Genomic DNA, 23,290 nt, shown 5'->3' with positions numbered 1-23,290 from the left:
GCTACATGCCTACCGTCACTGCCCGGGCAGATGGCCGGCGTTGACGTCGAGGATCTTCATCGTGTTGGTGCCGCCATGAGCGTTCATCTCGTCGCCCCGGGTGAGGATCACGTGGTCGCCGGGCTCGGCGATACCCTTGTCCACCAGCAGCGCCAGGGCGCGGTCGTTGAGCTCCTCCGCGCTCATCTCGCTGGTATCGAAGGGCAGCGAGACCACCCCGCGATAGAGCGCCATGCGCCGCTGGGCGATGGCGCTGTGGGCCAGACCCACGATGGGCAGCCCCGAACGGATGCGCGAGGCGATCAGCGGCGTGTAGCCGGTGGAGGTCATGCAGGCGATGGCGGCCACGCCGGAGAGATGGTTGGCGGCGTACATGGCGGAGAGCGCGATGGTCTCGTCGATCTGGGTGAAGCCCTCGTGGATGCGGTGGCCCGACTCCTGGGCGACCTTCTCGCGCTCGGCACCCAGGCAGACCCGGTCCATGGCCTCGATGGTCTCCACCGGGAAGTCGCCGGCGGCGGTCTCGGCGGAGAGCATCACCGCGTCGGTGCCGTCGAGCACGGCGTTGGCGACATCGAACACCTCGGCCCGGGTGGGCAGGGGCGACTCGATCATCGACTCCATCATCTGGGTGGCGGTGATCACCGCGCGGTTGAGGGTGCGGGCGCGCTTGATGATGCGCTTCTGGGTGCCGATCAGCTTCTCGTCGCCGATCTCAACGCCGAGGTCGCCGCGGGCCACCATCACCGCCTCGCAGGACTGGATGATGCCATCCAGAGTCGCCTCGCTGGCCACCGCCTCGGCACGCTCGAGCTTGGCCACCAGGCCGATTTCGGCGCCGGCCTCGCCCAGCAGCTCGCGGGCCTCGGCCATGTCGGCGGCACTGCGCGGAAAGGAGACCGCCAGGTAGTCGACGCCGATCGCCACGGCGGTGGCCAGGTCCGCGCGATCCTTGTCGGTGAGCGCCGGAGCCGAGAGGCCACCGCCCTGCTTGTTGATGCCCTTGTTGTTGGAGAGCTTGCCGCCCACGGTCACGGTGGTGTGGATCTCGCGCCCCTCGACGCCGCTGACGTCCAGCACCAGCCGGCCGTCGTCGAGCAGCAGTCGGTCACCGGGGGTGACGTCCTCGATCAGCTGCTTGTAATCGCAGCCCACGCGTTCCCGGGTTCCCGCATCGCTTTCCAGCGCCATGTCGAGGATGAAGGCGTCTCCCTCCTCGAGTTCCACGGCACCCTCGGCGAAGCGGGCGATGCGGATCTTGGGGCCCTGCAGGTCGCCCAGTGCGGCGACACTCCTGCCCTGGCGGGCGGCGATCTCGCGCACTCGCTCGAGGCGCCGGCGATGGTCATCGGCACTGCCGTGGGAGAAGTTGAGGCGCACCACATCGACGCCGGCGGCGATCATCGCCTCGAGCACCCCCTCGCGGTCGCTGGCGGGGCCCAGGGTGGCGACGATCTTGGTACGCCGGATGGGGTCGTGGATGGGGGCATGGGGGAGATGGCTCATGGTGTCCTCGGCAGGATCAGGATGGCACGGAAGTCGTTGACGTTGGTGCGCGTGGGACCGGTAACGATCAGCCGCTCCAGCGCCTGGAAGAAAGTGTAGGCATCATTGCGTGACAGAAAGGTGGCCGGGTCAAGCCCCTGCTGTCGGGCACGGGCCCAGTCGGCATCGGCGATAAGGGCCCCGGCGTTGTCCTCGGAGCCGTCGATGCCATCGGTGTCGATGGCCAGGGCGTGGATGCCCGGTGCGCCCTGAAGCGCCTCGAAGAGCCCCAGCAGGTACTCGACGTTGCGCCCGCCGCGGCCATCGCCGCGCACCGTGACGCTGGTCTCGCCGCCGGAGAGCAGCAGCAGCGGCCGGCTGAGTCCCGCCTGACTCGAGAGTGCCAGGTGCGCCTGGGCACGCCCCAGCTCGCGAGCCTCGCCCTCGAGGTCATCGCCCAGCACACGCACCTCGATACCACTCGTCGCGGCGGCCACTCGTGCGGCTTCCAGGGCATCGGCGGCGCGAGCCAGCACCCGGGCACGGTCGCGGGCGAAGCCTTGGTCATCGGGCGACGGCGCCTGGTCGGCCTCCTCGAGGTGGCGCCGCACCGCGTCGGGGATGGCGATGCCGTGGCGTTCGAGGATCGCCAGGGCATCTGCCGGAGTGCTGGCGTCGGGCAGGGTCGGGCCGGAGGCGACCAGGGTCGGGTCGTCGCCGGGCACGTCGGAGATCACCCAGGTCAGCACCTGAGCGGGGTGGGCCGCGGCGGCCAGGCGCCCGCCCTTGATCGCCGAGAGGTGGCGGCGCACGGTGTTGATCTCGCGGATCGGCGCCCCGCAGCGCAGCAGCTCGCGGTTGAGCGCCTGCTTCTCGGCCAGGCAGATGCCGGGGGCCGGCAGGCTCATCAGCGCCGAGCCACCACCGGAGATCAGCGCGATCACCAGGTCCTCCTCGCCCAGCGGCGCCACCGCCTCGAGCATGCGCCGGGCGGCCTCCTCGCTCAGGCCGTCGGGCATGGGGTGGGAGGCCTCGAGTACCTCAATGCGCTCGCAGGGCGCCTCGTGAGCCTCGATACCGTGCCCATAGCGGGTCACCACCAGCCCGTCGAGAGGGGCCTCGGGCTGGTGGGCCTGCCAGGCGCGCTCAAGGGCGGCGGCCATGGCGGCAGCGGCCTTGCCGGCACCCACTACCTGGGTGCGGCCGGCGGGTGGCGGCGGCAGTTCGCCGGGCAGCAGGCTTTCGGGATGCACGGCGTGCACGGCGGTGTCGGCGAGGCCGCGCAGCCAACTCAGGGCCTCCGGCGCCGACAGCGCGGCGATGGCCTCGGGGGAGGATGGGGACGGCGTGGCGACCATGGGGTTCTCCTCTGCGGCGGATGGCCCCACCGGGGCCATCCAGGAATTCTTGGATCGTGATCGATCCGGGTTCGGGGATCGTAAGCAGCGATCAGGGTTCGAGATCGTAAGCAGCGATCCGGATTCGAGGATCATGCACGTTGCCCCGGGTTCGGGGATCGCGAAAAAGGACCCGGCAGCAGGTCGCCCCTGCCACCGGGAAAGGCCGCCGGGGCGGCCGGAAGGCGTGCGACGACCCGACGCCCGCCTTCCGGAGCCTACCGGATTCTGCCGCTCGTCGCCGAACGGTGTCTGCCGGCAGGCCCTCGGGGAGCAGTCACCTCCCCTGTCCGCGCCGGCCCAGCACCGGGCCGACGCCGGAACTCACGCCTGGCCCACCTCGTGGTTGGCCAGGGTCTCCAGGGCACGCAGGATGCCGGCATGGTCCCACTCGGCGCCGCCGTTGGCGGCACAGGCCTGGAACAGCTGCTGGGCGTTGGCGGTACCGGGCAGCGCCAGGTCGAGGCTGCGCGCGCCTTCCAGTGCCAGGTTGAGGTCCTTCTGGTGCAGCTTGATCTTGAAGCCGGGATCGAAGGTCCGCTGGATCATGCGCTCGCCGTGCACGTCGAGGATCTTCGACTGGGCCAGGCCGCCGAGCAACGACTCGCGCACCTTGGCCACGTCGGCACCCGCCTTCGAGGCGAACAGCAGGCCCTCGGCCACCGCCTCGATGGTCAGGGCGACGACGATCTGGTTGGCCACCTTGCAGGTCTGGCCGGCGCCGTGGCCGCCAATATGGGTGATGGTCTTGCCCATCACCTCGAGGACCGGCCTGGCCCGGGTGAAACCCTCGTCGGTGGCGCCGACCATGATGGTCAGGGCGGCGTTGATGGCACCGCCCTCCCCGCCGGAGACAGGGGCGTCGACATACTCACCGCCGGCCTCATGGATGCGCCGGGCGAAGTCCTGGGTGGGGATCGGCGCGATGGAGCTCATGTCGATCACCAGGGTGCCGGGCTTCAGGCCCTCGATGACCCCATTCTCGCCGAACAGCACCTGCTCGACGTCCGGGGTGTCCGGCACCATGGTGATGATCACCTCGGCCTGCTCGGCGACCGCGCGGGGGCTTGCGAGCTCCTGCATGCCCTTGCTGGCCAGCGTCTCGTCGAGCTTGCCGCGCTTGACGGTGGTGAGCTCGTGGCCGGCGTCCAGCAGGTGGCCCGCCATGGGGCGACCCATGATGCCGAGGCCGATAAATCCGATCTTGCTCATGATCTCTCTCTTTTGTCATTGGGTTGTCGAGACGATGTTTACCGGGCGGCGTCCAGCCAGCCCAGGCCCTCCTGGGTGCGGCCGGCGGGCTTGTACTCGGCGCCGATCCAGCCCTGGTAGCCCAGGCGATCCAGGTGGGCGAACAGGAAGGGGTAGTTGATCTCCCCAGTGCCCGGTTCGTGACGTCCCGGGTTGTCGGCGATCTGCACATGGGCGATGCGATCGAAGTGCGTCTCGATGGTCGGCGCCAGGTCCCCCTCCATGATCTGCATGTGATAGATGTCGTACTGCAGCTTGAGGTTGTCGCCTGCCACCTCGTCGAAGATCTGGAGTGCCTGCTCGGTGCGGTTGAGGAAGAAGCCCGGGATGTCGCGGGTATTGATCGGCTCGGCGATCAGCAGGATGCCGGCATCCGCGAGCTTGTCGGCGGCGTAGCGCAGGTTCCCGACCAGGGTCTGGCGTGCCTCGGCGTCGCTGACGCCCTCCGGCTTGATCCCGGCCAGGCAGTTGACCTGGGTATTGCCCAGCACGCGGGCGTAGGCGATGGCGCGCTCGACCCCCTCGCGGAACTCGGCGACGCGGTCCGGGTGGCAGGCGATGCCGCGCTCGCCGGCGGCCCAGTCGCCCGCGGGCAGGTTGAACAGCACCTGCTCCAGGCCGTTGTCCTCCAGGCGCCGCCTGATCTCGGCGGCCTCGAAGTCGTACGGAAAGAGGTATTCCACGCCCTTGAAGCCGGCTTCTGCGGCGGCCTGGAAGCGGTCGAGGAAGTCCACCTTGGTGAACAGCATGCTGAGGTTGGCGGCAAACTTGGGCATCTTGGTCTCCTTGGGTCGTAGTCGTTTCAGGTCAGGGAAGCGATGGAGGTCGGCGCATCCTGGATGTTCTCGGCCAGGGCCTCGAACTCGTTGACGCCGTCCAGGTCGGTGCCCATGGCGATATTGGTCACCCGCTCGAGGATTACCTCCACCACCACCGGCACGCGATGCTCGGCGGCCAGGCGGCGGGCCTCCTCCAGGGCCGGGGCGATGGCGTCGGGCTCGGTGACCCGCAGCGCCTTGCAGCCCAGCCCCTCCACCACCGAGACATGGTCCACGCCGTAGCCGTTGATCTCGGGGCAGTTGATGTTCTCGAAGGCGAGCTGTACGCAGTAGTCCATGTCGAAGCCGCGCTGGGCCTGACGGATCAGCCCCAGGTAGGAGTTGTTTACCAGCACGTGCACCCAGGGCAGCTTGAACTGGGCGCCGGCGGCCAGTTCCTCGACCATGAACTGGAAATCATAGTCGCCGGAGAGCGCCACCACCTCGGCTTCGGGGTCGGCGCGACGCACCCCCAGGGCAGCGGGGATGGTCCAGCCCAGCGGGCCGGCTTGGCCGCAGTTGATCCAGTGACGCGGCTGGTAGACATGGAGGAACTGGGCACCGGCGATCTGCGACAGGCCGATGGTGCTGACGTAGCGGGTGTTGCGGCTGAAGACCCGGTTCATCTCCTCGTAGACCCGCTGCGGCTTGACCGGCACCTCGTCGAAGTGAGTCTTGCGCAGCAGGGTGCGCTTGCGCTCCTGGCAGGCCTCGACCCAGCGGCTGCGCTGGCGCAGCCGCCCCTCGGCCTCGAGCTCGCGGGCCACCTCGAGGAAGAGGTCGAGCGCCGCCCCGGCGTCGGACACGATGCCGAAGTCGGGGCCGAAGATGCGCCCGATCTGGGTCGGCTCGATGTCCACATGCACGAAGGTGCGCCCGCGGGTGTAGGTCTCGACGTTGCCGGTGTGGCGGTTGGCCCAACGGTTGCCGATGCCCATCACGAAGTCCGACTCGAGCAGGGTGGCATTGCCGTAGCGATGGGAGGTCTGCAGCCCGACCATGCCGGCCATCAGCGGATGGTCGTCGGGAATGGTCCCCCAGCCCATCAGGGTGGGGATCACCGGCACCCCGACGAGCTCGGCGAATTCCACCAGGCGATCGCTGGCATCGGCGTTGATGATGCCGCCGCCGGCGACGATCAGCGGCCGCTCGGCCTGCTGCAGCATGGCGATGGCCTTCTCGGCCTGGGCCCGGGTAGCGGTCGGCCTGTAGACCGGCAGCGGCTCGTAGGTGTCCGGGTCGAACTCGATCTCGCTCATCTGCACGTCGATGGGCAGGTCGATCAGCACCGGGCCGGGGCGCGCCGAGCGCATCAGGTGGAAGGCCTGCTGGAAGGCACGCGGCACCTGGGCCGGCTCCAGCACGGTGACGGCCCACTTGGTGACAGGCCCGGCGATCTCGCGGATGTCCACCGCCTGGAAGTCCTCCTGGTGCAGCTTGGCGCGGGGCGCCTGGCCGGTGATGCAGAGGATCGGGATGGAGTCCGCGGAGGCGGAGTAGAGGCCGGTGATCATGTCGGTGCCGGCGGGGCCCGAGGTCCCGATGCAGACCCCGATGTTGCCGGCTTTGGTGCGGGTGTAACCCTCGGCCATGTGCGAAGCGCCCTCGACATGGCGGGCGAGGATGTGGTCGACGCCTCCCACCTTGCGCAGGGCGGCATAGAAGGGGTTGATGGCGGCGCCGGGCACGCCGAAGGCGACCTCGATACCTTCCTTGCGGAGCACGTGAACGGCGGCTTCTGCGGCGGTCATGCGGGCCATGACGGCTTCCTCCTGAGGGATTTATTTTTGTGGAAACATTTTCTGTATACCGAGACTAGGCCCGCCACAACGGAGCGTCAAGACTATGTGGAAAATATTTTCAAATATTCTTGTATCCAAAAAATACCCAAGCCGTTTCAGCGGCTTGGGTACCTGTAGGGAGGCCGTGAACCCTGCGTTACAGGACGACCTGTATCGACAGGGGGTATTCATCGCAGTTGTTCCCCTCGCCGCCGCGATCGACGACCAGGAACTCCCCTTCCCGCTCCAGCACCGACTGGATGGCATGCCAGATGCCGGCGCGGTAGTTGACCCCCTGGCGCCCGTCGGTGACGAAGGCACGCACCTCGGCAGGATCGATCTCGTCGCCCGGTGGCGCCACCACCACCACGAACCGTTCTTCATGGAGCGGCATGAAGGCCTGGCTGCCCAGCGGATGGCGCTCCAGGAAGTCGAGTTCCAGGGGTAGCGTCACCGGCTGGCTGACGAAGACGCTGATCAGGGTCCGCGCGCCCTCCCCCAGGGTCTCGACCTGGGCCAGGTCGTGGTGCCGCCGGGTGCGCCCGGCGTTGATGGGAAACCAGTCGGCGGTGCGGGCGTCGATGACGTCGCCGAAGGGGGCGAAGGTCTCGGCGGTCAGCGTCTCGGCTTTGAGTTCCAGCATGATCGGGTACCTATGTGTGCTGAGCGAGAGGCGCCGGGGACAGGGCGAAGAGGGGGTCCTATGCCAGGGATGGCATCGGTAGCGCCCAGGGAGGGGTTCACAGCGCCCCCGAACAGCCCTGTCGCCGGATCAGCCTCGAGCGTTACCTCTATGCTCGGATTGCGTCGCTATCTCAGCGCATCGCCGGCCGCAGCGCGGCGTGGCGGTTGACGTCCTTGTAGAGCAGGTAGCGGAACGGGCCCGGGCCACCGGCGTAGCAGGCCTGGGGACAGAAGGCGCGCAGCCACATGAAGTCGCCGGCCTCGACCTCCACCCACTCCTGGTTGAGGTGGTAGACCGCCTTGCCCTCGAGCACGTAGAGGCCATGCTCCATGACGTGGGTCTCGTCGAAGGGGATCACCGCGCCGGGCTGGAAGGTGACGATATTGACGTGCATGTCGTGACGCACGTCCCCGGGGTCGACGAAGCGGGTGGTCGCCCAGCGTCCCTCGGTGCCCGGCATCTCGTTGGGGGCGATATCGTTCTCGTTGACCACGAAGGGCTCCGGCACCTCGATGCCCGCGACCCGCTCGTAGGCCTTGCGCACCCAGTGGAAGCGCACCGGGGCGTCGGATTCGTTGCGCAGCTGCCACTTGCTGCCCGGCGGCAGGAAGGCGTAGCCGCCGGGCACCATGCGGTGGCGCTCGCCAGCCAGGGTCAGGGTCATCTCGCCCTCCACCACGAAGAGCACCCCCTCGGCCTCGGGGTCGGGCTCGGGGCGCTCGCTGCCGCCGTCGGGGGAGACCTCCATGATGTACTGGGAGAAGGTCTCGGCGAAGCCGGAGAGCGGGCGCGCCAGCACCCACAACCGGGTCTTCTCCCAGAACGGCAGATTGCTGGTGACGATGTCGCGCATCACCCCCCGGGGAATGAAGGCGTAGGCCTCGGTGAACACCGCGCGGTCGGAGAGCAGCTGGGTCTGGGGCGGATGCCCGCCATGCGGGGCATAGTAGGTGCGTTGGTTCATGGTGTGTCCTGAAAAGGCTTGGGCCGAAAGCCGTGCCCGTGGCAGACATCGCTCGAGGCTGATCCGGCGACAGGCCTGTTCGGGGGCGCTGTGAACCCCTCCCTGGGCGCTACCGATGCCATCCCTGGCATAGGACCCCCTCCAGACCTGTCCCCGGCGCCTCTCGCTTCGGGAAGCGGCAGTTCAAAGATGTTCGCCAGAATGCCGCGCATCCGGACGAGTGATATGACTCAGCGCCCCGGCGCCGGATGATGCTCCACCCAGTGTCGGGCGATATCCACGCGGCGCGCCACCCAGACCCGGTCGTGGGCCTCGATATGGTCGAGGAAGCGCTGCAGGGCGCGGAAGCGGCCGGGGCGTCCCAGCAGGCGGCAGTGCATGCCGATGGAGAGCATCTTCGGCGACTCCTCTCCTTCCTCGTAGAGCACGTCGAAGGCGTCGCGCAGGTAGGTGAAGAAGTGGTCGGCGGTGTTGAAGCCCTGGGGCGCGGCGAAGCGCATGTCGTTGGTGTCCAGGGTGTAGGGCACCACCAGGTGGTCGTGATCGACACCCTGGCTGTCCTTCTCGCGGGTCCAGAACGGCAGGTCGTCGCCGTAGTAGTCGCTGTCGTAGAGGAAGCCGCCCTCGTCAAGCACCAGACGACGGGTGTTGGGGCTGTCGCGGCCGGTGTACCAGCCCAGCGGCTTCTCCCCGTAGAGGCGCTGGAAGATCGCCATCGCCTTCTGCAGGTGCTCGCGCTCGACGTGCTCGGGCACCTCCTGGTAGTGGATCCAGCGATAGCCGTGGCAGGCGATTTCATGGCCCAGCTCCTTGAAGGCGTGGGCCACCTCGGGGTGGCGCTCCAGCGCCATGGCCACGCCGAACACGGTAAGCGGCAGGCCGCGGCGCTCGAACTCGCGCAGGATGCGCCACACCCCCGCCCGGGACCCGTACTCGTAGATCGACTCCATGCTCAGGTGGCGATCCGGGTAGCTGGCCGCGCCGATGATCTCCGAGAGGAACTGCTCGGAACCCTCGTCCCCATGGAGCACGCAGTTCTCCCCGCCCTCCTCGTAGTTGAGCACGAACTGCACGGCGATCCGGGCGTTGCCGGGCCAGTTGGCGTGGGGCGGGGTGCGACCGTAGCCGATCAGGTCACGGGGATAGGAGGAAGCGCTCATTCCATCACCTTGTTGTTACTGGGATGACGACACTGACACCAATGTCGAGACATTTTTGTATACAACAAGAAATGTACTCCTGCCGCTTCGGCGGCGCAAGCCCGCCGCTGCCCACGAGTGTCAAACGTGGAAGATACGATGCAGGTCCGGCGTCTCCTGCTCCTCCTCGACAATCGCCAGGGTGGCCTCCACGGCGCGCAGGTGCTCTCCCATCCGCACAGCGGCCTCGTTCCCCCTGCCCTTCTCCAGCAGAGCGATCAGCGCATCGTGGTCATGGGTCTCGCACCCCAGGTGGCCAGGCATCCCGTAGACCGCCAGGATCAGCGAGGAGCGGAAGCAGAGTCGCTCGACGAAGTCGGCCAGGGTGGCATTGCCGGCCAGGCGCGCCAGGCGGGTGTGGAAGTCCGCCGAATGGCGGATCGCCGCGCTGTGATCGTCCTCTCTCAGCGCCTGCTGCTCGCGGGCGGAGAGCTCTCGCAGCGACTGGGCACCCTGCGCATCGATACGCCTTGCCACCTCGGGCATCAGCCCGCACTCGACCATCTGGCGAGCGTCGAAGACTTCCCGGGCTTCCTCGGCGGTGGGCCGGGTGACGCTGGCACCGCGCCGTGGGGTGAGGGTGACCAGCTGCTCCAGCGCCAGGCGCTGGAGGATCTTGCGGATGCCGGTGCGGCTGACCCCGAACACCTCCGCCAGGGCATCCTCGCGCAGGCGCGCGCCGGGCTTGAGGCGATGCTCGATGATGGCATCGCTGATCGCCCGGTGGATCGCCTCGTGGCGCTCCGCGCCGTCGCCGTTCTTGCCGCGGCGGCTGGGGACCTCCTGACGTTGGTTCATGTGGCCTGGCTCCCTGTGGTTGGCTGTCCTCATTGTATACGCGACACCCATGAAATCATGCCCCCGACCCGAGACAAGCCCCGAAACAAGAGGACCCGCCACGTGGGCGGGTCAAGGGAGTCATCATGCGGGAGACTCAGGGATCATTCCGACCACGCGGCGATGGCCTCTCGCTCCTCGTCGGTCATCCCGGTCATGTTGCCCAGGGGCATATAGCCGCTGGCCACCACCTCACGAATCTTGTCTCGCTGCTGCAGGATCTGCTCATGGGTATCGTAGGCAAGCCCTGCGGGGGGGGCATTGAAGCCAGGTTGACTAGGTTTGCTGGCGTGGCAGGCCACACATCGAGTCTCGATGATTGGCTGCACCTCGGCCATGCCCACGGAAACCGACGCCTGGGCCTGGCCGGCGTTGCCACCGACGCTCGGCATGGCGACCCAGAATGCCACGGCGATCAGGGCGGTGCCGGCCACCGGGTAGGCGGGTTGTATCTTGCCAGCGTGCATCAGCACGAAGAACTGACGGATCAGTGCACCACCGAAGATGAACAGCGACATGATCACCCAGGCGTAGTCATGGGAGTAGGCGAAGGAGTAGTGATTGCTGATCATCAGCAGCACCACCGGCAGGGTGAAGTAGGTGTTGTGCACCGAGCGCTGCTTGCCGCGCTTGCCGTCCAGCGGGTTGGGGGCCTCGCCCGCCTTCATCGCCTTCACCATTCGGCGCTGCCCCGGGATGATCCAGAAGAAGACGTTGGCCGACATGGCGGTGGCCATCACCGCACCGGTGAGCAGGAAGGCCGCGCGGCCGGAGAAGATCTGGGTGCTCAGGTAGGAGACCACCACCATCATCACCGCCACCGCGATGCTGAGCACGCCATCACGGGTCATGTTGGGACTGATGCGCTTGCACAGCTCGTTGTAGACCACCCAGCCGCCGAGCAGGAACAGCAGCGCCACCACGTTGGCCTGCCAGCCGCTCATGTTGGCGGCCCACGCCCAGCTGGCATTGGGGTTGACCAGGTAGAAGCTGGGGTTGGCCATGTAGAGCAGGATGAACAGCGCAAAGCCCGACAGCCAGGTGGTGTAGGCCTTCCAGAACGACCAGTGCAGGTCCTCGGGCAGCTTGGCCGGGGCTGTGGCGTACTTCTGGTTGTGGTAGAAGCCGCCGCCGTGCACCGCCCACATCTCGCCGAACACGCCCTTGTCGCGGTCCTCGGCGGCCTTGGGCGTGCGCAGGCCGTTGTCCAGCATCACGAAGTAGATGGATTCACCGATCCAGGCGATGGCCGCGATGACGTGCAGCCAGCGCAGCATGAAGTTTCCGAAATCCAGCAGATAGGCTTGCATAGGGGGGCCTCGTCTAGCGTCTTGTTATGGGCATCTCGGCGGGGGAAGCCCCTCAGCTTCCGCGGTAGGTGGAGTAGCCATAGGGCGAGAGCAGCAGCGGCACATGGTAGTGCGCGCCGGCATCGGCCACGCCGAAGCGCAGCGGGATCACGTCCAGGAAACGCGGCTCCTCGGCCTCGACACCCTGGGCACGCAGGTAGTCCCCGGCATGGAAGACCAGCTCGTACTGGCCGGCAGCGAACGCCTCGCCCTCGAGGATCGGCGCGTCACAGCGCCCGTCATCGTTGGTTACCACCTCCTTCAGGCGGGTGCGCTGCTCGCCCTCCAGGCGATAGACCTCGATGCGGATGCCCTCTCCCGGGCGACCCTGAGCGGTGTCGAGTACGTGGGTGGTCAGGCGTCCCATGGTGGTGCTCCTCGTGTCGTGTTGTGGATTGTCGTAATGGAACCGGGTTTCGCTTGTCGGTGCAGGTGCCCGAGGCTACCCTCACTCTTTGAAAACAGTTTTAGACATTTTTGCAGTACATTTCAAAACATTTTTTGTATACATTTATTCGAAGCACTCGCCAGAACTAACCGACCACCCCCTGAAGGAGCATAACCATGAGCGACAGAACCCTGAGCCCGCGACCCAGCCAGCTGGACAAGGCCGCCTTCGTGGCCGCCTACGGCGAGATCTATGAGCACTCTCCCTGGGTCGCCGAACTGACCTGGGAGAAGGCTCTCACGGTGGCACAGGACACTCCCGAGGGACTCGCCGAAGCGATGGGCGAGGTGCTCGCTTCCGCCCCCGCCGAGCGCCAGCTGGAGGTGATCCGCGCCCACCCGGATCTCGCCGGCAAGGCAGCGGTGGCCGGCGAGCTCACCGACGACTCCACCCGCGAGCAGGCCGGCGCCGGCCTCGACCAGTGCTCCCCGAAGGAGATGGCCCGCTTCGAACGGCTCAACGCCGCCTACAAGGCGAAGTTCGGCTTCCCGTTCGTGATGGCGGTCAAGGGCAGCGACCGCTACGCCATCCTCGACGCCTTCGAGACACGCCTGGAGAACGATCCCGCCGAGGAGCGCCGCACGGCGGTGGAGCAGATCAACCGCATCGCCCGCTTTCGTCTGGAGGCCAGGGCCGACGCCGGGAAGTGACGCCAGCAGGGGGCAGCCACTGCCCCCATCTACCCCAGAGCGGGGCGCCGGCGAGCCGGCGCCCCGCTTGTCGTTGGGGTCATGAAAGATGGCTTCGTCCGCCGGGGACCGGCTGGGCATCCGGGCCCTGGCCCGCGGCCTCGGCGTCGGCACGGGCGATCTCCTCGCGTTCGCGCCGCTCGTCGGCCAGGGAGCGATGCGGCAGCACCAGGTTGAGCACGAAGGAGGTGATCGCCGCCACCACGATGGGCGCGCCGCCGATGACGTTCTGCAGCATCTCGGGGAACTGCTCGATGGCCGCCGGTACCTGGGAGATGCCCAGCGCCAGGGCCAGGGAGAGGCCGACGATGGTCACGTTGCGGGCCGAGAGCTCGTCCTTGATGAGCAGCTGGATGCCGGTCATGGTGATCATCCCGAACACCGTGATGGTGGCACCGCCCAGCACCGGGTAGGGAATGGTGGTCATGATGGCGCTGAACTTGGGACTCAGCCCGGCCAGCACCATGAACACACCAGCGATGGCCAGAACCGAGCGGCTGATCACCTTGGTCATGGCCACGATGCCGACGTTCTGGCTGAAGGTGGAGGTGGGCAGCGCCGCGAACAGCGAACTCACCGCGGTAGTCAGGCCGTTGCCGAGCAGGCCGCCGGTGAGCTCGCGGGTCTTCAGCTCACGGTTCATGCCCGCCACGCTGGTGGCGGAGAGGTCACCGATGGTCTGCACCGAGTTGATCACGCAGATCACCACCATGGAGACGATCGCCGCGGAGTGGAACTCCAGCTCGAAAGGCATAAACCGCGGCACCGCCAGCCAGCTCGCCTCGGGCACCGAACTGAAGTCGACCATACCCATCGGCAGGGCCACCGCGTAGCCCACCAGGATACCGACGATGATCGCCGAGAGGCGCACCACGCCGCGACCGAACTGGGAGGCGCCGAGTACTGCCAGCAGGGTGATGATACCCACCATCCAGTTCGCCAGGTCGCCGAAGCCCTCGGCATTGACGTTGCCGCTACCCGCCATGTAGCGGATGGCGATGTCGTAGAGCGAGAGGCCGATCACTAGCACCACGGTTCCCGCCACGATGGGCGGAAAGAGGTGGCGGATATACTGGATGAAGTAGCCGACCACCATCATGGTGATGCCGCCGATCAGCTGGGCACCGAGGATCCCCTCGATGCCGAACTGCCCGCCCACGGCGATCAGGGTCGGCACATAGGCGAAGCCGACGCCGAAGATGGCCGGCAGGCGCGCGCCGAACTTCCAGACACCATAGAGGTGGAACAGGGTGCAGACGCCCGAGGCGAGCACCGCCACCTGGATCAGCAGCAGCTTCTCCTGGGGCGTCGAGCCGACCACGCCGGCGATGATGATAGGGGGCGTGATCACACCGGCGATCATCGCCAGCACGTGCTGCAACGAGATGGGCAGGGCCTTGTAGACCGGCGGCCGCCCGTCGAAATCGAACAGCGAGGTGTTGCGAGTCTTGTTTTTCATGATGGGGCTATCCGGGGGCTGTTATTGTCCGTCGTCCATGGATACCGCATGTCGACATCGATGACCATTAATCTGTCGTCGATTAAATACAAAGTTGTATACATCAATGTCGTCTAACGGCGATCAGAAGTGCCACTCGAGCTGCAGGGTCGGTGCGTCGGTGTCCACGCCGGGCTTGCCGTGGTTACCGAACTTGTTGCGCCAGTATTCGTAGCCGACACCGGCCCACAACTGGTTCTCCCCGCCCCAGGCCAGCTGGCCCACATCGAGCATCAGCGAGGTGCGCATCAGCTGCTCGGGCTCGGTGTCGATGCCCTGATAGTCCTCGCCCTTCTCGCCGTTGTAGTTGTAGAACCCCTGGAACTTGAGCGCCGCGGCGCCGACCTCGAAGGGCAGCCCCCAGGCCAGGTTGAGCTGGTAGTAGGGGTCGAACTCGACCTCGTTGACGTCGCAGAAGCCCGCCCCGCAGTGGTTCCACTCGTGAGCATAGAAGAGGCTGAGGTCGACGAAGCCCTGGGGTACGTCGAACTTGAGCGTGGGCCCCGCCACCAGCAGGCGCTTGCGGGGCGCAAACGCGGTGTTCTTGGTGTTGAGGTCGAAGCCGCCGGTCAGCGCCACCTCCTTGACCGGTCCGAACGCCATCGGCTCGCCGGTCAGCTTGCCGAGGTGCAACTGGTGACGGTAGGTCAGGTAGGCCTCGGTGGCGCCGGTATCTCCGCCGCTGGCCGGGTCGGCGCTGTCCGACTGCAGCAGGTCCAGGTTGAGGAAGTTCTGGCCCAGCGAGTAGCTGCTCACATGGGTGAACTGCAACACGTGCTTCTCGACATCCCGTGAATTACCGGGCTCGGTGAACTGGGTGCCGTAGCGGTAGCCGAGGAAGGTGTCACTCCAGGTCGCGGCCTGGGCGCTGCCGGTGACCAGGCCGCCGAGCAGCAGGACGGCGCCAAGGCGCCGCTTGGGGGTGGGCTCTTGCATGGAAGAGATCTCCGCTTGTTGTGTTTATTGGATACAATCGAGCAGACTCGCTGTGTACACAATAGCCCAACAAAACGGATTCGGAAAACCCTTCCATTTTTATTCATGCCCTTCGAGTCGGCTTCTCCACCAACCTCGGGAGTGCACCGATGCCAGCCCTGCCAGGGGCAGTCTGCGCGTGCTCCCCGTCTTCTAGACTGAAGGAAGGAAACCGATGAGAGAGACTCGCCATGTTCCGAAATCGACTCGATGCGGCACACCGCCTGGCCACAAGGCTCGGCCACCTGGCCGGTCGACACCCGCTGGTGCTGGCCATTCCCCGCGGCGGGGTGCCCATGGGCCGGATCATCGCCGACACCCTCGGGGGCGAGCTGGATGTGGTGCTGGTGCGAAAGATCGGTGCCCCCGGCAACCCGGAGTACGCCATCGGCGCGGTAAGCGAGGATGGCAGCGTGCACCTGGAGGAGACGGCAAGGGAGTACAGCGACGACTGGATTGCCCGCGAGGTGGGGAGACAACGGGAACTGATCGAGGAGCGCCGCCGGCGCTACACCCCGGTGCGCTCCCCGATCGACCCGGCCGGGCGCATCGTGGTGGTGGTGGACGACGGCAGCGCCACCGGGGCGACCATGGCCGCGGCACTGCCCACATTGCGCCAGCGCGGGCCCGCACGCCTGGTCGCCGCGCTGGGGGTGGCCCCACCGGACACCCTGGCACGCCTGGAGACGCTGGCCGACGAGGTAGTGTGCGGCGAGGTGCCCGAGCGCTTCGGTTCCGTGGGCCGGTTCTTCGCCGACTTCGATCAGGTCAGCGACGACGAGGTAGTCGCGCTACTCGCGTCCGGTCACGGCGGTCACCCGTCCCGCTAGCGCCCCACCGGTGCCACAACGACAGCGGGCCACCCCGAGGGGCGGCCCGCTATCACAGCCTAAAAGGATGCGGCTTACTTGCTGCCGACGGCCTTCAGGCTCTCCTCTACCAGCTTCTGACCCTTCTGCAGGTAGTCCTGGTTGAGGGTGGAGAGCTTCTCGACGTCGGCCTTGACGTGGTCACCGAGGTCCTGGGCAGCCTTCTGCTGGCCTTCGAAGGCCTGCTTGAAGCCATCGGCATCGCGAACCGCGATCCAGGTGCGGGCCTGGGCCAGGCTCAGGTCGCTGTAGCGACGCGCGGCGTCGAGCTGCGCACCGACGAGCTTCTCGGTGTACTCGAGGGCCAGCGAGCCATAGGCACGAGCCGGCTCGACGAAGAGCCCTTCAAACTGTTCGGTCGCTTTCTGCTGGGTAGCCTTGGTGGTCATGGAACACCTCCGTCTCTGGGGCCGAACAGGACGAAATGTCCTGTGTTGCAATGCAACATAGCAGGCACTTTTGTGCATTGCAACATCGTTTTGCCGGCCAGCCCCTCAGCGGTAGGCCCCCTCCACGTCCGTGATGCGCATCGCCTTGCGCCCCAGACCACCGTAGAGGTCCAGCATGCGCTCGAGCCAGGCGTGGACCGGGTCGGCGTTGGAGACCAGGTCGGCGCTGGAGACGCAGCGGGCCCACATGAAGCAGCCGAAGACCAGGTAGTCGGCACCGGCCGGGGCGTCACCGTCCAGGAACGCCGCCTCCTTGAGCCGGCCGCGCAGCGGCTCGAGGCCGGCATCCAGCTGAGAGAGCCCCTTAGACGGCGAGTGGAACTCCTCCAGGGTGCGGCCGAAGCGCTTCTCACGGCTCTCGCGGAAGTAGGCCTGATCGTCGGGGTGGATGGCGTTGAACAGGTCCATGATGATGGTGCGCATGATGGCCGGCTGCAGGGTGCGCTCGGCATAGTGGCGCAGGAAGCGCGCGCGCCCCTCGGCCAGGTCGTCGCCCAGCAGTGGCGCCTCGGGGTAGGCACGATCCAGGTAGCGCATGATCTCGTAGCTGTCGGTGACCACCGTCTCGCCGTCGACCAGCACCGGCACCTTGTCATGGTCGGCAAAGGCCAGTGCCGCCTTGTCGGTGAAACGCCAGGGGCGGGTCTCCACCTCCAGCCCCTTGTGGGCCAGGGCGTAGCGCACGCGCCAGCAGTAGGGCGAGAAGCGCAGCCCCTCGTCGACGCCACACAGGTCATAGAGCACTCGTGTCATGCCATCTCCTCGTTCGCGTAACCGTCAGGGTGATACCGATGCAGTCTGGCAGCGATTGCCATGGCCGCCAATAGCGGTCACCGCCTGTCCATTAGTCTAACAATTATCATCGCGCGCCCCTCTCTGTCCCGCCGACACCACGACTTTTCTCCTGATCTGACAAATGGTTAGGATTTATATCAGCACTCCCGCCAGCTCATCACAATTTGGTCATACCAATTTCCCAGCTATGGAAAGCACACCGATCAGGCCTTAAGGTCCCGCTGACCAACTCACCCGGCCGGCTCACCGCCGGTTGGACACCACACTGACAGCTGATCGAGGTAACCTGCCCCATGAATGACACCCTCCTTGCACTGCTGGCCTTCGTGCCCCTGGTGCTGGCCGGTGTGCTGCTGATCGGTCTGCGCATGGCAGCCAGGACTGCCATGCCGATCGTGTTCGTGGTCACCGCCATCATTGGCCTGTTCGCCTGGGAGATGAGCGCCACCCGCGTCATGGCCTCGACCCTCCAGGGCCTGATCCTCACCGTCTCGATCCTGTGGATCATCTTCGGCGCCATCCTGCTACTCAATACCCTCAAGCACTCGGGCGGCATCAAGGCGATACGCAACGGCTTCTCCGGCATCAGCCCGGACCGCCGCGTGCAGGCCATCATCGTTGCCTGGCTGTTCGGCTGCTTCATCGAGGGCGCCTCGGGCTTCGGCACCCCCGCCGCCGTCGCCGCCCCGCTGATGGTGGCGCTGGGCTTCCCCGCACTCGCCGCCGTGGTGGTGGGCATGATGATCCAGTCCACCCCGGTCTCCTTCGGTGCGGTCGGCACGCCCATCGTGGTAGGTGTCACCGGCGGCCTCGACCGCGCCGGCATCACCGAGACCCTGGAGGCCGGCGGCGCGAGCTGGATGGAGTACTTCCGCCTGATCGCCGGAGAGGTTGCCGTCATCCACGGCATCGTCGGCATCCTGATGCCGCTGATCATGGTGGTGATCATGGTGCGTTTCTTCGGCGCCAACCGCTCCTGGAAGGAGGGTCTCTCCATCGCCCCCTTCGCCATCTTCGCCGGCATCAGCTTCGTGGTGCCCTACATGCTGGCCGGTGTGCTGCTCGGGCCAGAGTTCCCGTCGATGATCGGCGCCATGGTCGGCCTGGCCATCGTCGTGCCGGCCGCCCGCCGCGGCTTCCTGATTCCCAGGGACAACTGGGACTTCCCCGAGTCCTCTTCCTGGCCCGACCAGTGGATCGGCAAGCTCGAGATCAAGCTGGACGATGTCACCGGCAAGGCACCGATCTCCACCCTGATGGGCTGGGTCCCCTACGTGCTGCTGGCGGTGATCCTGGTTGCCTCGCGCACCATCGAGCCGTTCAAGAATGCGCTGACCTCCTTCGCCTTCGGCTGGAGCGACATCCTGGGTGAAGCCGGCGTCTCCGGCAGCATCCAGCCGCTCTACCTGCCCGGCGGTATCCTGCTGATGGTGGTACTGCTCACCGCCCTGCTCCACCGCATGCGCCTGGGTGAGCTCAAGGCGGCCTTCGGCGAGTCCACCCGCACCATCTTCGGCGCCGGTTTCGTGCTGATCTTCACCATTCCCATGGTGCGGATCCTGATCAACTCCGGCGTCAATGCCGCCGACCTGGTCTCCATGCCGGTGGCCATGGCACAGCTGGTGGCCGACAGCGTGGGCGGAGTCTATCCGTTCTTCGCCCCGGCCGTGGGTGCCCTGGGGGCCTTCATCGCCGGCTCCAACACGGTCTCCAACCTGATGCTGTCCGACTTCCAGTTCAACGTGGCGCAGCAGCTCGGCCTCTCCACCGCCTTCATGGTATCGCTGCAGGCCGTGGGTGCCGCGGCGGGCAACATGATCGCCATCCACAACGTGGTAGCAGCCTCGGCCACCGTGGGCCTGCTCGGTCGCGAGGGCGAGACCATCCGCAAGACGATCCTGCCGACGATCTACTACCTCGTCGCCACCGGGATCATCGCGCTGGTGGCCTTCTATGTGCTGGGCATCAGCGACCCGCTGCTCGGCCTCGGCTGATCGGGCCACGCCCGTCGCAAATGCATCGCCCCCGGCATGGCCGGGGGCGTTTGCGTTTCTGCGGCGCCAGGCTCGGTCGCCGGACTACTCCCACCCCTCCAGCCGCATCGCCGAACGCTCCAGGCGCTCATCCTCCGCCTCGATCTCGCGCAGCGCCTCGCCGAGGCCGTTGAGGTGCTCCAGCGCCACGCGCTGGGCCAGCTGCGGCTTACCCTTGACCACGGCGTCATGAAGCCTGGCGTGCTGGCGATTGATCATCTCCCGGGGCTCCGGGCGGTGGTAGAGGTTCTTCACCGAGGCGAACACCGAGCTCAGCAGCAGGTCGGTGAGGCTCTGCAGGGTGTGCACCAGCACCGGGTTGTGGGAGGCCTGCGAGATCGCCAGATGGAAGGCGTGGTCGAGACGCGCCAGGCGCTCGACGTCGATGGGGTCGGCGCTTGCCACGTAGTCGGCCATCTCGCGATAGCGCCGCGTGATCAGCACCCGGTCCGCCGGATTGCCGCGGCTGGCGGCCAGCCGCGCCGACTCGCCCTCGAGCAGGGCACGCACCTCGAGCAGGTCGAACAGGGTGCGCGGGTGGTCGCGGAAGAGGTGCATCAACGGGCTCTGCTCCCGGGCCGGCAGCAGCGAGGCCACCGTGGAACCTCTTCCCTGCCGGGTCTCGATGATGCCCTTGCTGCGCAGGATGCGCAGGCCCTCGCGCAACGAGGCGCGCGACACCCCCAGCCTCTCGCACAGTCGCCGCTCCGAGGGCAACAGCTGCCCGGTGCGAAAGATACCGTCGAGGATCAGCCGCTCGAGGCGAGCGGCGACCCCTTCCGGGGTGCGCTGGCCGCTGAAGGGTTCATCGGGGGTCGACAACATGGGCACCTCCATCTGGCTGGCCGCCGATATCATGGGCCCGGCCGCCATGGCGAGGACAGCGGCGGACGGTTAGGCTGGGAGTGTACATTGGAAAAGCCTTCCATATAGCAGGTACACCAGTAGACCAATGGCTGGTCTGACCAGTGCACCACAGGCTGGACAGTACCACCAGCGTTGCCACGATAATGTAACAAGTGATGAGTGCCGAGAGACGCGCCACGGATGCGAGAGCCGCCATCCCGGCCATTCCGCCCTGACGAGACGCATGGGGAGCCACGATGAACACCCAGTACGACGCCCGGCTCGACGGCGAGCCACCCCGCATTGCCCAGGCCGAGGTCCTCGCCGACCTGCGCCAGGCACTGCCCGGCATGACCCTGCTGCATCGCGAGGAGGACCTGCGCCCCTTCGAGTGCGACGGACTCTCCGCCTATCGCGCCCTGCCGATGCTGGTCGCGCTACCCGAGACCCTCGAGCAGGTCGAGACCCTGCTCAAGCGCTGCCACGCCCTGGGCGTACCGGTGGTCACCCGCGGCGCCGGCACCGGCCTCTCCGGTGGCGCCATGCCGCTGGAGCACGGCGTGCTGCTGGTGCTGTCGCGCTTCAACCGCATCCTCGAGATCGACCCCGACGCGCGCACCGCCCGGGTCCAGCCCGGAGTGCGCAACCTGGCGATCTCCGAGGCGGCCGCCCCCCACGGGCTCTACTACGCCCCGGACCCCTCCTCCCAGATCGCCTGCTCCATCGGCGGCAACGTCGCCGAGAATGCCGGCGGAGTGCACTGCCTCAAGTACGGCCTCACCGTGCATAACGTCATCAAGGTCGAGGTGCTGACCATCGAGGGCGAGCACATGACCCTGGGATCGGACGCGCTGGACGCCCCTGGCTTCGACCTGCTGGCACTGTTCAACGGCTCCGAAGGCATGCTCGGGGTGGTCACCGAGATCACCGTCAAGCTGCTGCCCAAGCCCGAGACCGCCAAGGTGCTGATGGCCAGCTTCGATGACATCGAGAAGGCCGGCGACGCCGTGGGTGCCATCATCGCCGCCGGCATCATCCCCGGGGGCCTGGAGATGATGGACAATCTGGCGATCCGTGCCGCCGAGGACTTCATCGGCGCCGGTTACCCGGTTGAGGCCGAGGCGATCCTGCTCTGCGAGCTGGACGGCGTGGAGGCCGACGTCGACGACGACTGCGCCACCGTGCGCCGCGTGCTGGAGGAGGCCGGCGCCACCGACATCCAGCAGGCCCGCGACGAGGCCGAGCGGGCACTGTTCTGGGCCGGGCGCAAGAACGCCTTCCCGGCGGTGGGCCGCATGTCGCCGGACTACTACTGCATGGATGGCACCATCCCCCGCCGCGAGCTGGCCCGGGTGCTCAAGGGCATCGGCGACCTCGGCGAGGAGTACGGCCTGCGCGTCGCCAACGTCTTCCATGCCGGCGACGGCAACATGCACCCCCTGATCCTCTTCGATGCCAACCAGCCCGCCGAATTCGAACGCGCCGAGGAACTGGGCAGCCGCATCCTCGAGTTGTGCGTGGAGGTGGGTGGCACCATCACCGGGGAACACGGGGTGGGCCGCGAGAAGATCCACCAGATGTGCGTTCAGTTCAGCCCCGGCGAGCTGGTCACCTTCCGCGCCGCCAAGGCGGCCTTCGACCCGGATGGCCTGCTCAACCCCGGCAAGAACATTCCCACGCCGGCGCGCTGCTCCGAGTTCCGCCTGACCAAGAGTGCCGGTGACGCCCCCGCCCCGACCCGGGCCCCCGAGAGCCAAGGCTGAGAGAGTTCGACGAAATGGTGACCACACCCGATATTCCGAGCCGCGACGTTGTGAACCACGATGCCAGCGAGGCGCTGGCCGATCGCATCCGCCGCGCCGAGACCGAGGGCACCCCGCTGCGCCTCGTCGGCGGCGACACCAAGGCCTTCTATGGTCGCAAGGTTCAGGGCCGCACCGGCGAGGCCGAGACCCTCTCCACCCGCGAGCACCGCGGCATCACCGAGTACGACCCGGTGGAGCTGATCGTCTCGGTGCGCGCCGGCACCCCGCTGCGTGAACTGGAGGCCGCCCTGGCGGCCAACGGGCAGATGCTGCCCTGCGAGCCTCCCCACTTCGGCGACGACGCCACGGTGGGCGGCATGATCGCCACCGGCCTCTCCGGCCCGCGCCGGCCCTGGGCCGGCAGCGTGCGCGACTTCGTGCTGGGTACCCGCATCATCATGCGCCAGGGCAGCGAGCAGCGCTTCGGCGGCCAGGTGATGAAGAACGTCGCCGGCTACGACCTCTCGCGCCTGATGGTGGGCGCCCAGGGCACCCTGGGGCTGATCACCGAGGTCTCCATGAAGGTGCTGCCGCTGCCCGGCGCCAGCCGCAGCCTGCACCTCGACATGCCGCTGGCCGATGCCCTGGACAAGCTCGCCGAATGGGGCCGCCAGCCGCTGCCGATTACCGCTGCCGCCTGGCTTGAAGGAGCCCTGCACCTGCGCCTGGAGGGCGGCCCCAGCTCGGTGGCCGCCACCGCCGAGCGCCTGGGCGGCGACGAGTTGCTCGACGGCTTCTGGGAGGCCCTGCGCGAGCAGCGGCTGGACTTCTTCGCCGCCGAGGACCCGCGCGCACTGTGGCGGCTCTCGTTGCCCCACCACACCCCGGTGCTCGAGGTGCCCGGCGTCACCGCCGAGACCGACGTGCTCTACGACTGGGCCGGCGCCCAGCGCTGGGTGCGCAGCGACGCCGACGCCGAGGCGATCCGTGCGGTGGCACGCCGGGCCGGAGGCCACGCCACCTGCTGGCGAGGCGCCGGCGGCAAGGCGGTGGACGAACCCTTCACCCCGCTCGACCCGGTGGTCGAGAAGTACCACCGCAACCTCAAGACCCAGCTGGACCCCAAGGGGATCTTCAACCCGGGCCGGCTCTACGCGGCATTCTGAGACACGGGGAG

The 23,290-nt window shown here is 67.3% G+C and carries 21 protein-coding genes; 5 read left to right on the top strand and 16 right to left on the bottom strand.

Annotated elements, in window-relative coordinates; genetic code table 11:
* Window positions 1-15 precede the first annotated feature (15 nt).
* The 11 genes from pyk to uraH all read right to left on the bottom strand — a co-directional run bounded on the left by pyk (window position 16) and on the right by uraH (window position 12,133).
* The gene (gene pyk, locus GRB96_RS04310) at window positions 16-1,506 is read right to left on the bottom strand and encodes a pyruvate kinase (protein ID WP_161430839.1); all 1,491 of its coding nucleotides are present in this window, start codon (window positions 1,504-1,506) and stop codon (window positions 16-18) included.
* The gene (locus GRB96_RS04305; RefSeq protein WP_161430837.1) at window positions 1,503-2,843 is read right to left on the bottom strand and encodes a glycerate kinase type-2 family protein; all 1,341 of its coding nucleotides are present in this window, start codon (window positions 2,841-2,843) and stop codon (window positions 1,503-1,505) included. The genes pyk and GRB96_RS04305 overlap by 4 nt, the downstream gene beginning before the upstream one ends.
* Before the next feature lie 363 nt (window positions 2,844-3,206).
* On the bottom strand, window positions 3,207-4,094 hold the full coding sequence (locus GRB96_RS04300) for a 2-hydroxy-3-oxopropionate reductase (RefSeq protein WP_161430835.1): 888 nt from the start codon (window positions 4,092-4,094) through the stop codon (window positions 3,207-3,209).
* A gap of 38 nt (window positions 4,095-4,132) precedes the next feature.
* The gene (gene hyi, locus GRB96_RS04295) at window positions 4,133-4,909 is read right to left on the bottom strand and encodes a hydroxypyruvate isomerase (RefSeq protein WP_161430833.1); all 777 of its coding nucleotides are present in this window, start codon (window positions 4,907-4,909) and stop codon (window positions 4,133-4,135) included.
* 26 nt (window positions 4,910-4,935) lie between these two features.
* Window positions 4,936-6,711 carry a glyoxylate carboligase gene (gcl, locus tag GRB96_RS04290; RefSeq protein WP_161430832.1) on the bottom strand — a complete coding sequence of 592 codons (1,776 nt, stop codon included), beginning with the start codon at window positions 6,709-6,711 and terminating at the stop codon, window positions 4,936-4,938.
* A gap of 178 nt (window positions 6,712-6,889) precedes the next feature.
* Complete coding sequence (locus tag GRB96_RS04285; protein ID WP_161430830.1) at window positions 6,890-7,375, bottom strand: ureidoglycolate lyase; 486 nt, start codon at window positions 7,373-7,375, stop codon at window positions 6,890-6,892.
* A gap of 172 nt (window positions 7,376-7,547) precedes the next feature.
* Window positions 7,548-8,381 (bottom strand): bifunctional allantoicase/(S)-ureidoglycine aminohydrolase, encoded by an 834-nt coding sequence (locus GRB96_RS04280; protein ID WP_161430828.1) that lies wholly within the window; start codon window positions 8,379-8,381, stop codon window positions 7,548-7,550.
* A 230-nt stretch (window positions 8,382-8,611) separates the two neighbouring features.
* Complete coding sequence (gene puuE, locus GRB96_RS04275; RefSeq protein ID WP_161430826.1) at window positions 8,612-9,541, bottom strand: allantoinase PuuE; 930 nt, start codon at window positions 9,539-9,541, stop codon at window positions 8,612-8,614.
* Between the two features lie 120 nt (window positions 9,542-9,661).
* Window positions 9,662-10,378 (bottom strand): GntR family transcriptional regulator, encoded by a 717-nt coding sequence (locus GRB96_RS04270; RefSeq protein WP_161430825.1) that lies wholly within the window; start codon window positions 10,376-10,378, stop codon window positions 9,662-9,664.
* 143 nt (window positions 10,379-10,521) lie between these two features.
* Entirely contained in the window at window positions 10,522-11,727 is a 1,206-nt protein-coding gene (locus GRB96_RS04265) for a urate hydroxylase PuuD (RefSeq protein WP_161430823.1), read from the bottom strand.
* Window positions 11,728-11,779: 52 nt separating this feature from the next.
* Window positions 11,780-12,133 carry a hydroxyisourate hydrolase gene (uraH, locus tag GRB96_RS04260; protein ID WP_161430821.1) on the bottom strand — a complete coding sequence of 118 codons (354 nt, stop codon included), beginning with the start codon at window positions 12,131-12,133 and terminating at the stop codon, window positions 11,780-11,782.
* 197 nt (window positions 12,134-12,330) lie between these two features.
* Between uraH and uraD the strand changes: the two genes are divergently transcribed.
* Complete coding sequence (gene uraD, locus GRB96_RS04255; RefSeq protein ID WP_161430819.1) at window positions 12,331-12,864, top strand: 2-oxo-4-hydroxy-4-carboxy-5-ureidoimidazoline decarboxylase; 534 nt, start codon at window positions 12,331-12,333, stop codon at window positions 12,862-12,864.
* Window positions 12,865-12,943: 79 nt separating this feature from the next.
* Here the strand turns inward: uraD and GRB96_RS04250 are convergent, their stop codons facing one another.
* Complete coding sequence (locus GRB96_RS04250; RefSeq protein ID WP_161430817.1) at window positions 12,944-14,362, bottom strand: uracil-xanthine permease family protein; 1,419 nt, start codon at window positions 14,360-14,362, stop codon at window positions 12,944-12,946.
* Window positions 14,363-14,485: 123 nt separating this feature from the next.
* A complete protein-coding gene (locus GRB96_RS04245) occupies window positions 14,486-15,337 on the bottom strand; it encodes an outer membrane protein OmpK (protein WP_161430814.1) in 852 nt (283 codons plus the stop codon).
* A 230-nt stretch (window positions 15,338-15,567) separates the two neighbouring features.
* On the opposite strand from GRB96_RS04245, the gene GRB96_RS04240 reads away from it, so the two are divergent.
* Window positions 15,568-16,206, top strand: a complete 639-nt coding sequence (locus GRB96_RS04240) for a phosphoribosyltransferase (RefSeq protein WP_161430812.1) — start codon at window positions 15,568-15,570, stop codon at window positions 16,204-16,206.
* A gap of 74 nt (window positions 16,207-16,280) precedes the next feature.
* Here the strand turns inward: GRB96_RS04240 and GRB96_RS04235 are convergent, their stop codons facing one another.
* Complete coding sequence (locus GRB96_RS04235) at window positions 16,281-16,634, bottom strand: phasin family protein (protein WP_161430811.1); 354 nt, start codon at window positions 16,632-16,634, stop codon at window positions 16,281-16,283.
* Window positions 16,635-16,739: 105 nt separating this feature from the next.
* Window positions 16,740-17,447, bottom strand: a complete 708-nt coding sequence (locus tag GRB96_RS04230) for a glutathione S-transferase family protein (RefSeq protein ID WP_161430809.1) — start codon at window positions 17,445-17,447, stop codon at window positions 16,740-16,742.
* Window positions 17,448-17,782: 335 nt separating this feature from the next.
* Here GRB96_RS04230 and GRB96_RS04225 point away from each other — a divergent pair, with 335 nt between their 5' ends.
* Complete coding sequence (locus GRB96_RS04225) at window positions 17,783-19,483, top strand: L-lactate permease (RefSeq protein ID WP_161430807.1); 1,701 nt, start codon at window positions 17,783-17,785, stop codon at window positions 19,481-19,483.
* An 84-nt stretch (window positions 19,484-19,567) separates the two neighbouring features.
* Here GRB96_RS04225 and glcC read toward each other — a convergent pair whose 3' ends face one another.
* On the bottom strand, window positions 19,568-20,347 hold the full coding sequence (glcC, locus tag GRB96_RS04220; protein ID WP_161430805.1) for a transcriptional regulator GlcC: 780 nt from the start codon (window positions 20,345-20,347) through the stop codon (window positions 19,568-19,570).
* Between the two features lie 278 nt (window positions 20,348-20,625).
* Here glcC and glcD point away from each other — a divergent pair, with 278 nt between their 5' ends.
* The gene (glcD, locus tag GRB96_RS04215; RefSeq protein ID WP_161430803.1) at window positions 20,626-22,131 is read left to right on the top strand and encodes a glycolate oxidase subunit GlcD; all 1,506 of its coding nucleotides are present in this window, start codon (window positions 20,626-20,628) and stop codon (window positions 22,129-22,131) included.
* Window positions 22,132-22,145: 14 nt separating this feature from the next.
* Window positions 22,146-23,279, top strand: a complete 1,134-nt coding sequence (glcE, locus tag GRB96_RS04210; RefSeq protein WP_161430801.1) for a glycolate oxidase subunit GlcE — start codon at window positions 22,146-22,148, stop codon at window positions 23,277-23,279.
* Window positions 23,280-23,290 lie beyond the last annotated feature (11 nt).

It is taken from the genome of Halomonas alimentaria (genome assembly GCF_009902005.1).
Classification (GTDB): domain Bacteria; phylum Pseudomonadota; class Gammaproteobacteria; order Pseudomonadales; family Halomonadaceae; genus Halomonas; species Halomonas alimentaria.
This window is presented reverse-complemented; position numbering and strand designations above follow the sequence as displayed.

Excerpts from the sequence above, each read along its gene's own strand:
- pyk (WP_161430839.1), bottom strand. The coding sequence starts at position 1,506 with ATGAGCCATCTCCCCCATGCCCCCATCCACGACCCCATCCGGCGTACC.
- GRB96_RS04305 (WP_161430837.1), bottom strand. The coding sequence starts at position 2,843 with ATGGTCGCCACGCCGTCCCCATCCTCCCCCGAGGCCATCGCCGCGCTG.
- GRB96_RS04300 (WP_161430835.1), bottom strand. The coding sequence starts at position 4,094 with ATGAGCAAGATCGGATTTATCGGCCTCGGCATCATGGGTCGCCCCATG.
- hyi (WP_161430833.1), bottom strand. The coding sequence starts at position 4,909 with ATGCCCAAGTTTGCCGCCAACCTCAGCATGCTGTTCACCAAGGTGGAC.
- gcl (WP_161430832.1), bottom strand. The coding sequence starts at position 6,711 with ATGGCCCGCATGACCGCCGCAGAAGCCGCCGTTCACGTGCTCCGCAAG.
- GRB96_RS04285 (WP_161430830.1), bottom strand. The coding sequence starts at position 7,375 with ATGCTGGAACTCAAAGCCGAGACGCTGACCGCCGAGACCTTCGCCCCC.
- GRB96_RS04280 (WP_161430828.1), bottom strand. The coding sequence starts at position 8,381 with ATGAACCAACGCACCTACTATGCCCCGCATGGCGGGCATCCGCCCCAG.
- puuE (WP_161430826.1), bottom strand. The coding sequence starts at position 9,541 with ATGAGCGCTTCCTCCTATCCCCGTGACCTGATCGGCTACGGTCGCACC.
- GRB96_RS04270 (WP_161430825.1), bottom strand. The coding sequence starts at position 10,378 with ATGAACCAACGTCAGGAGGTCCCCAGCCGCCGCGGCAAGAACGGCGAC.
- GRB96_RS04265 (WP_161430823.1), bottom strand. The coding sequence starts at position 11,727 with ATGCAAGCCTATCTGCTGGATTTCGGAAACTTCATGCTGCGCTGGCTG.
- uraH (WP_161430821.1), bottom strand. The coding sequence starts at position 12,133 with ATGGGACGCCTGACCACCCACGTACTCGACACCGCTCAGGGTCGCCCG.
- uraD (WP_161430819.1), top strand. The coding sequence starts at position 12,331 with ATGAGCGACAGAACCCTGAGCCCGCGACCCAGCCAGCTGGACAAGGCC.
- GRB96_RS04250 (WP_161430817.1), bottom strand. The coding sequence starts at position 14,362 with ATGAAAAACAAGACTCGCAACACCTCGCTGTTCGATTTCGACGGGCGG.
- GRB96_RS04245 (WP_161430814.1), bottom strand. The coding sequence starts at position 15,337 with ATGCAAGAGCCCACCCCCAAGCGGCGCCTTGGCGCCGTCCTGCTGCTC.
- GRB96_RS04240 (WP_161430812.1), top strand. The coding sequence starts at position 15,568 with ATGTTCCGAAATCGACTCGATGCGGCACACCGCCTGGCCACAAGGCTC.
- GRB96_RS04235 (WP_161430811.1), bottom strand. The coding sequence starts at position 16,634 with ATGACCACCAAGGCTACCCAGCAGAAAGCGACCGAACAGTTTGAAGGG.
- GRB96_RS04230 (WP_161430809.1), bottom strand. The coding sequence starts at position 17,447 with ATGACACGAGTGCTCTATGACCTGTGTGGCGTCGACGAGGGGCTGCGC.
- GRB96_RS04225 (WP_161430807.1), top strand. The coding sequence starts at position 17,783 with ATGAATGACACCCTCCTTGCACTGCTGGCCTTCGTGCCCCTGGTGCTG.
- glcC (WP_161430805.1), bottom strand. The coding sequence starts at position 20,347 with ATGTTGTCGACCCCCGATGAACCCTTCAGCGGCCAGCGCACCCCGGAA.
- glcD (WP_161430803.1), top strand. The coding sequence starts at position 20,626 with ATGAACACCCAGTACGACGCCCGGCTCGACGGCGAGCCACCCCGCATT.
- glcE (WP_161430801.1), top strand. The coding sequence starts at position 22,146 with ATGGTGACCACACCCGATATTCCGAGCCGCGACGTTGTGAACCACGAT.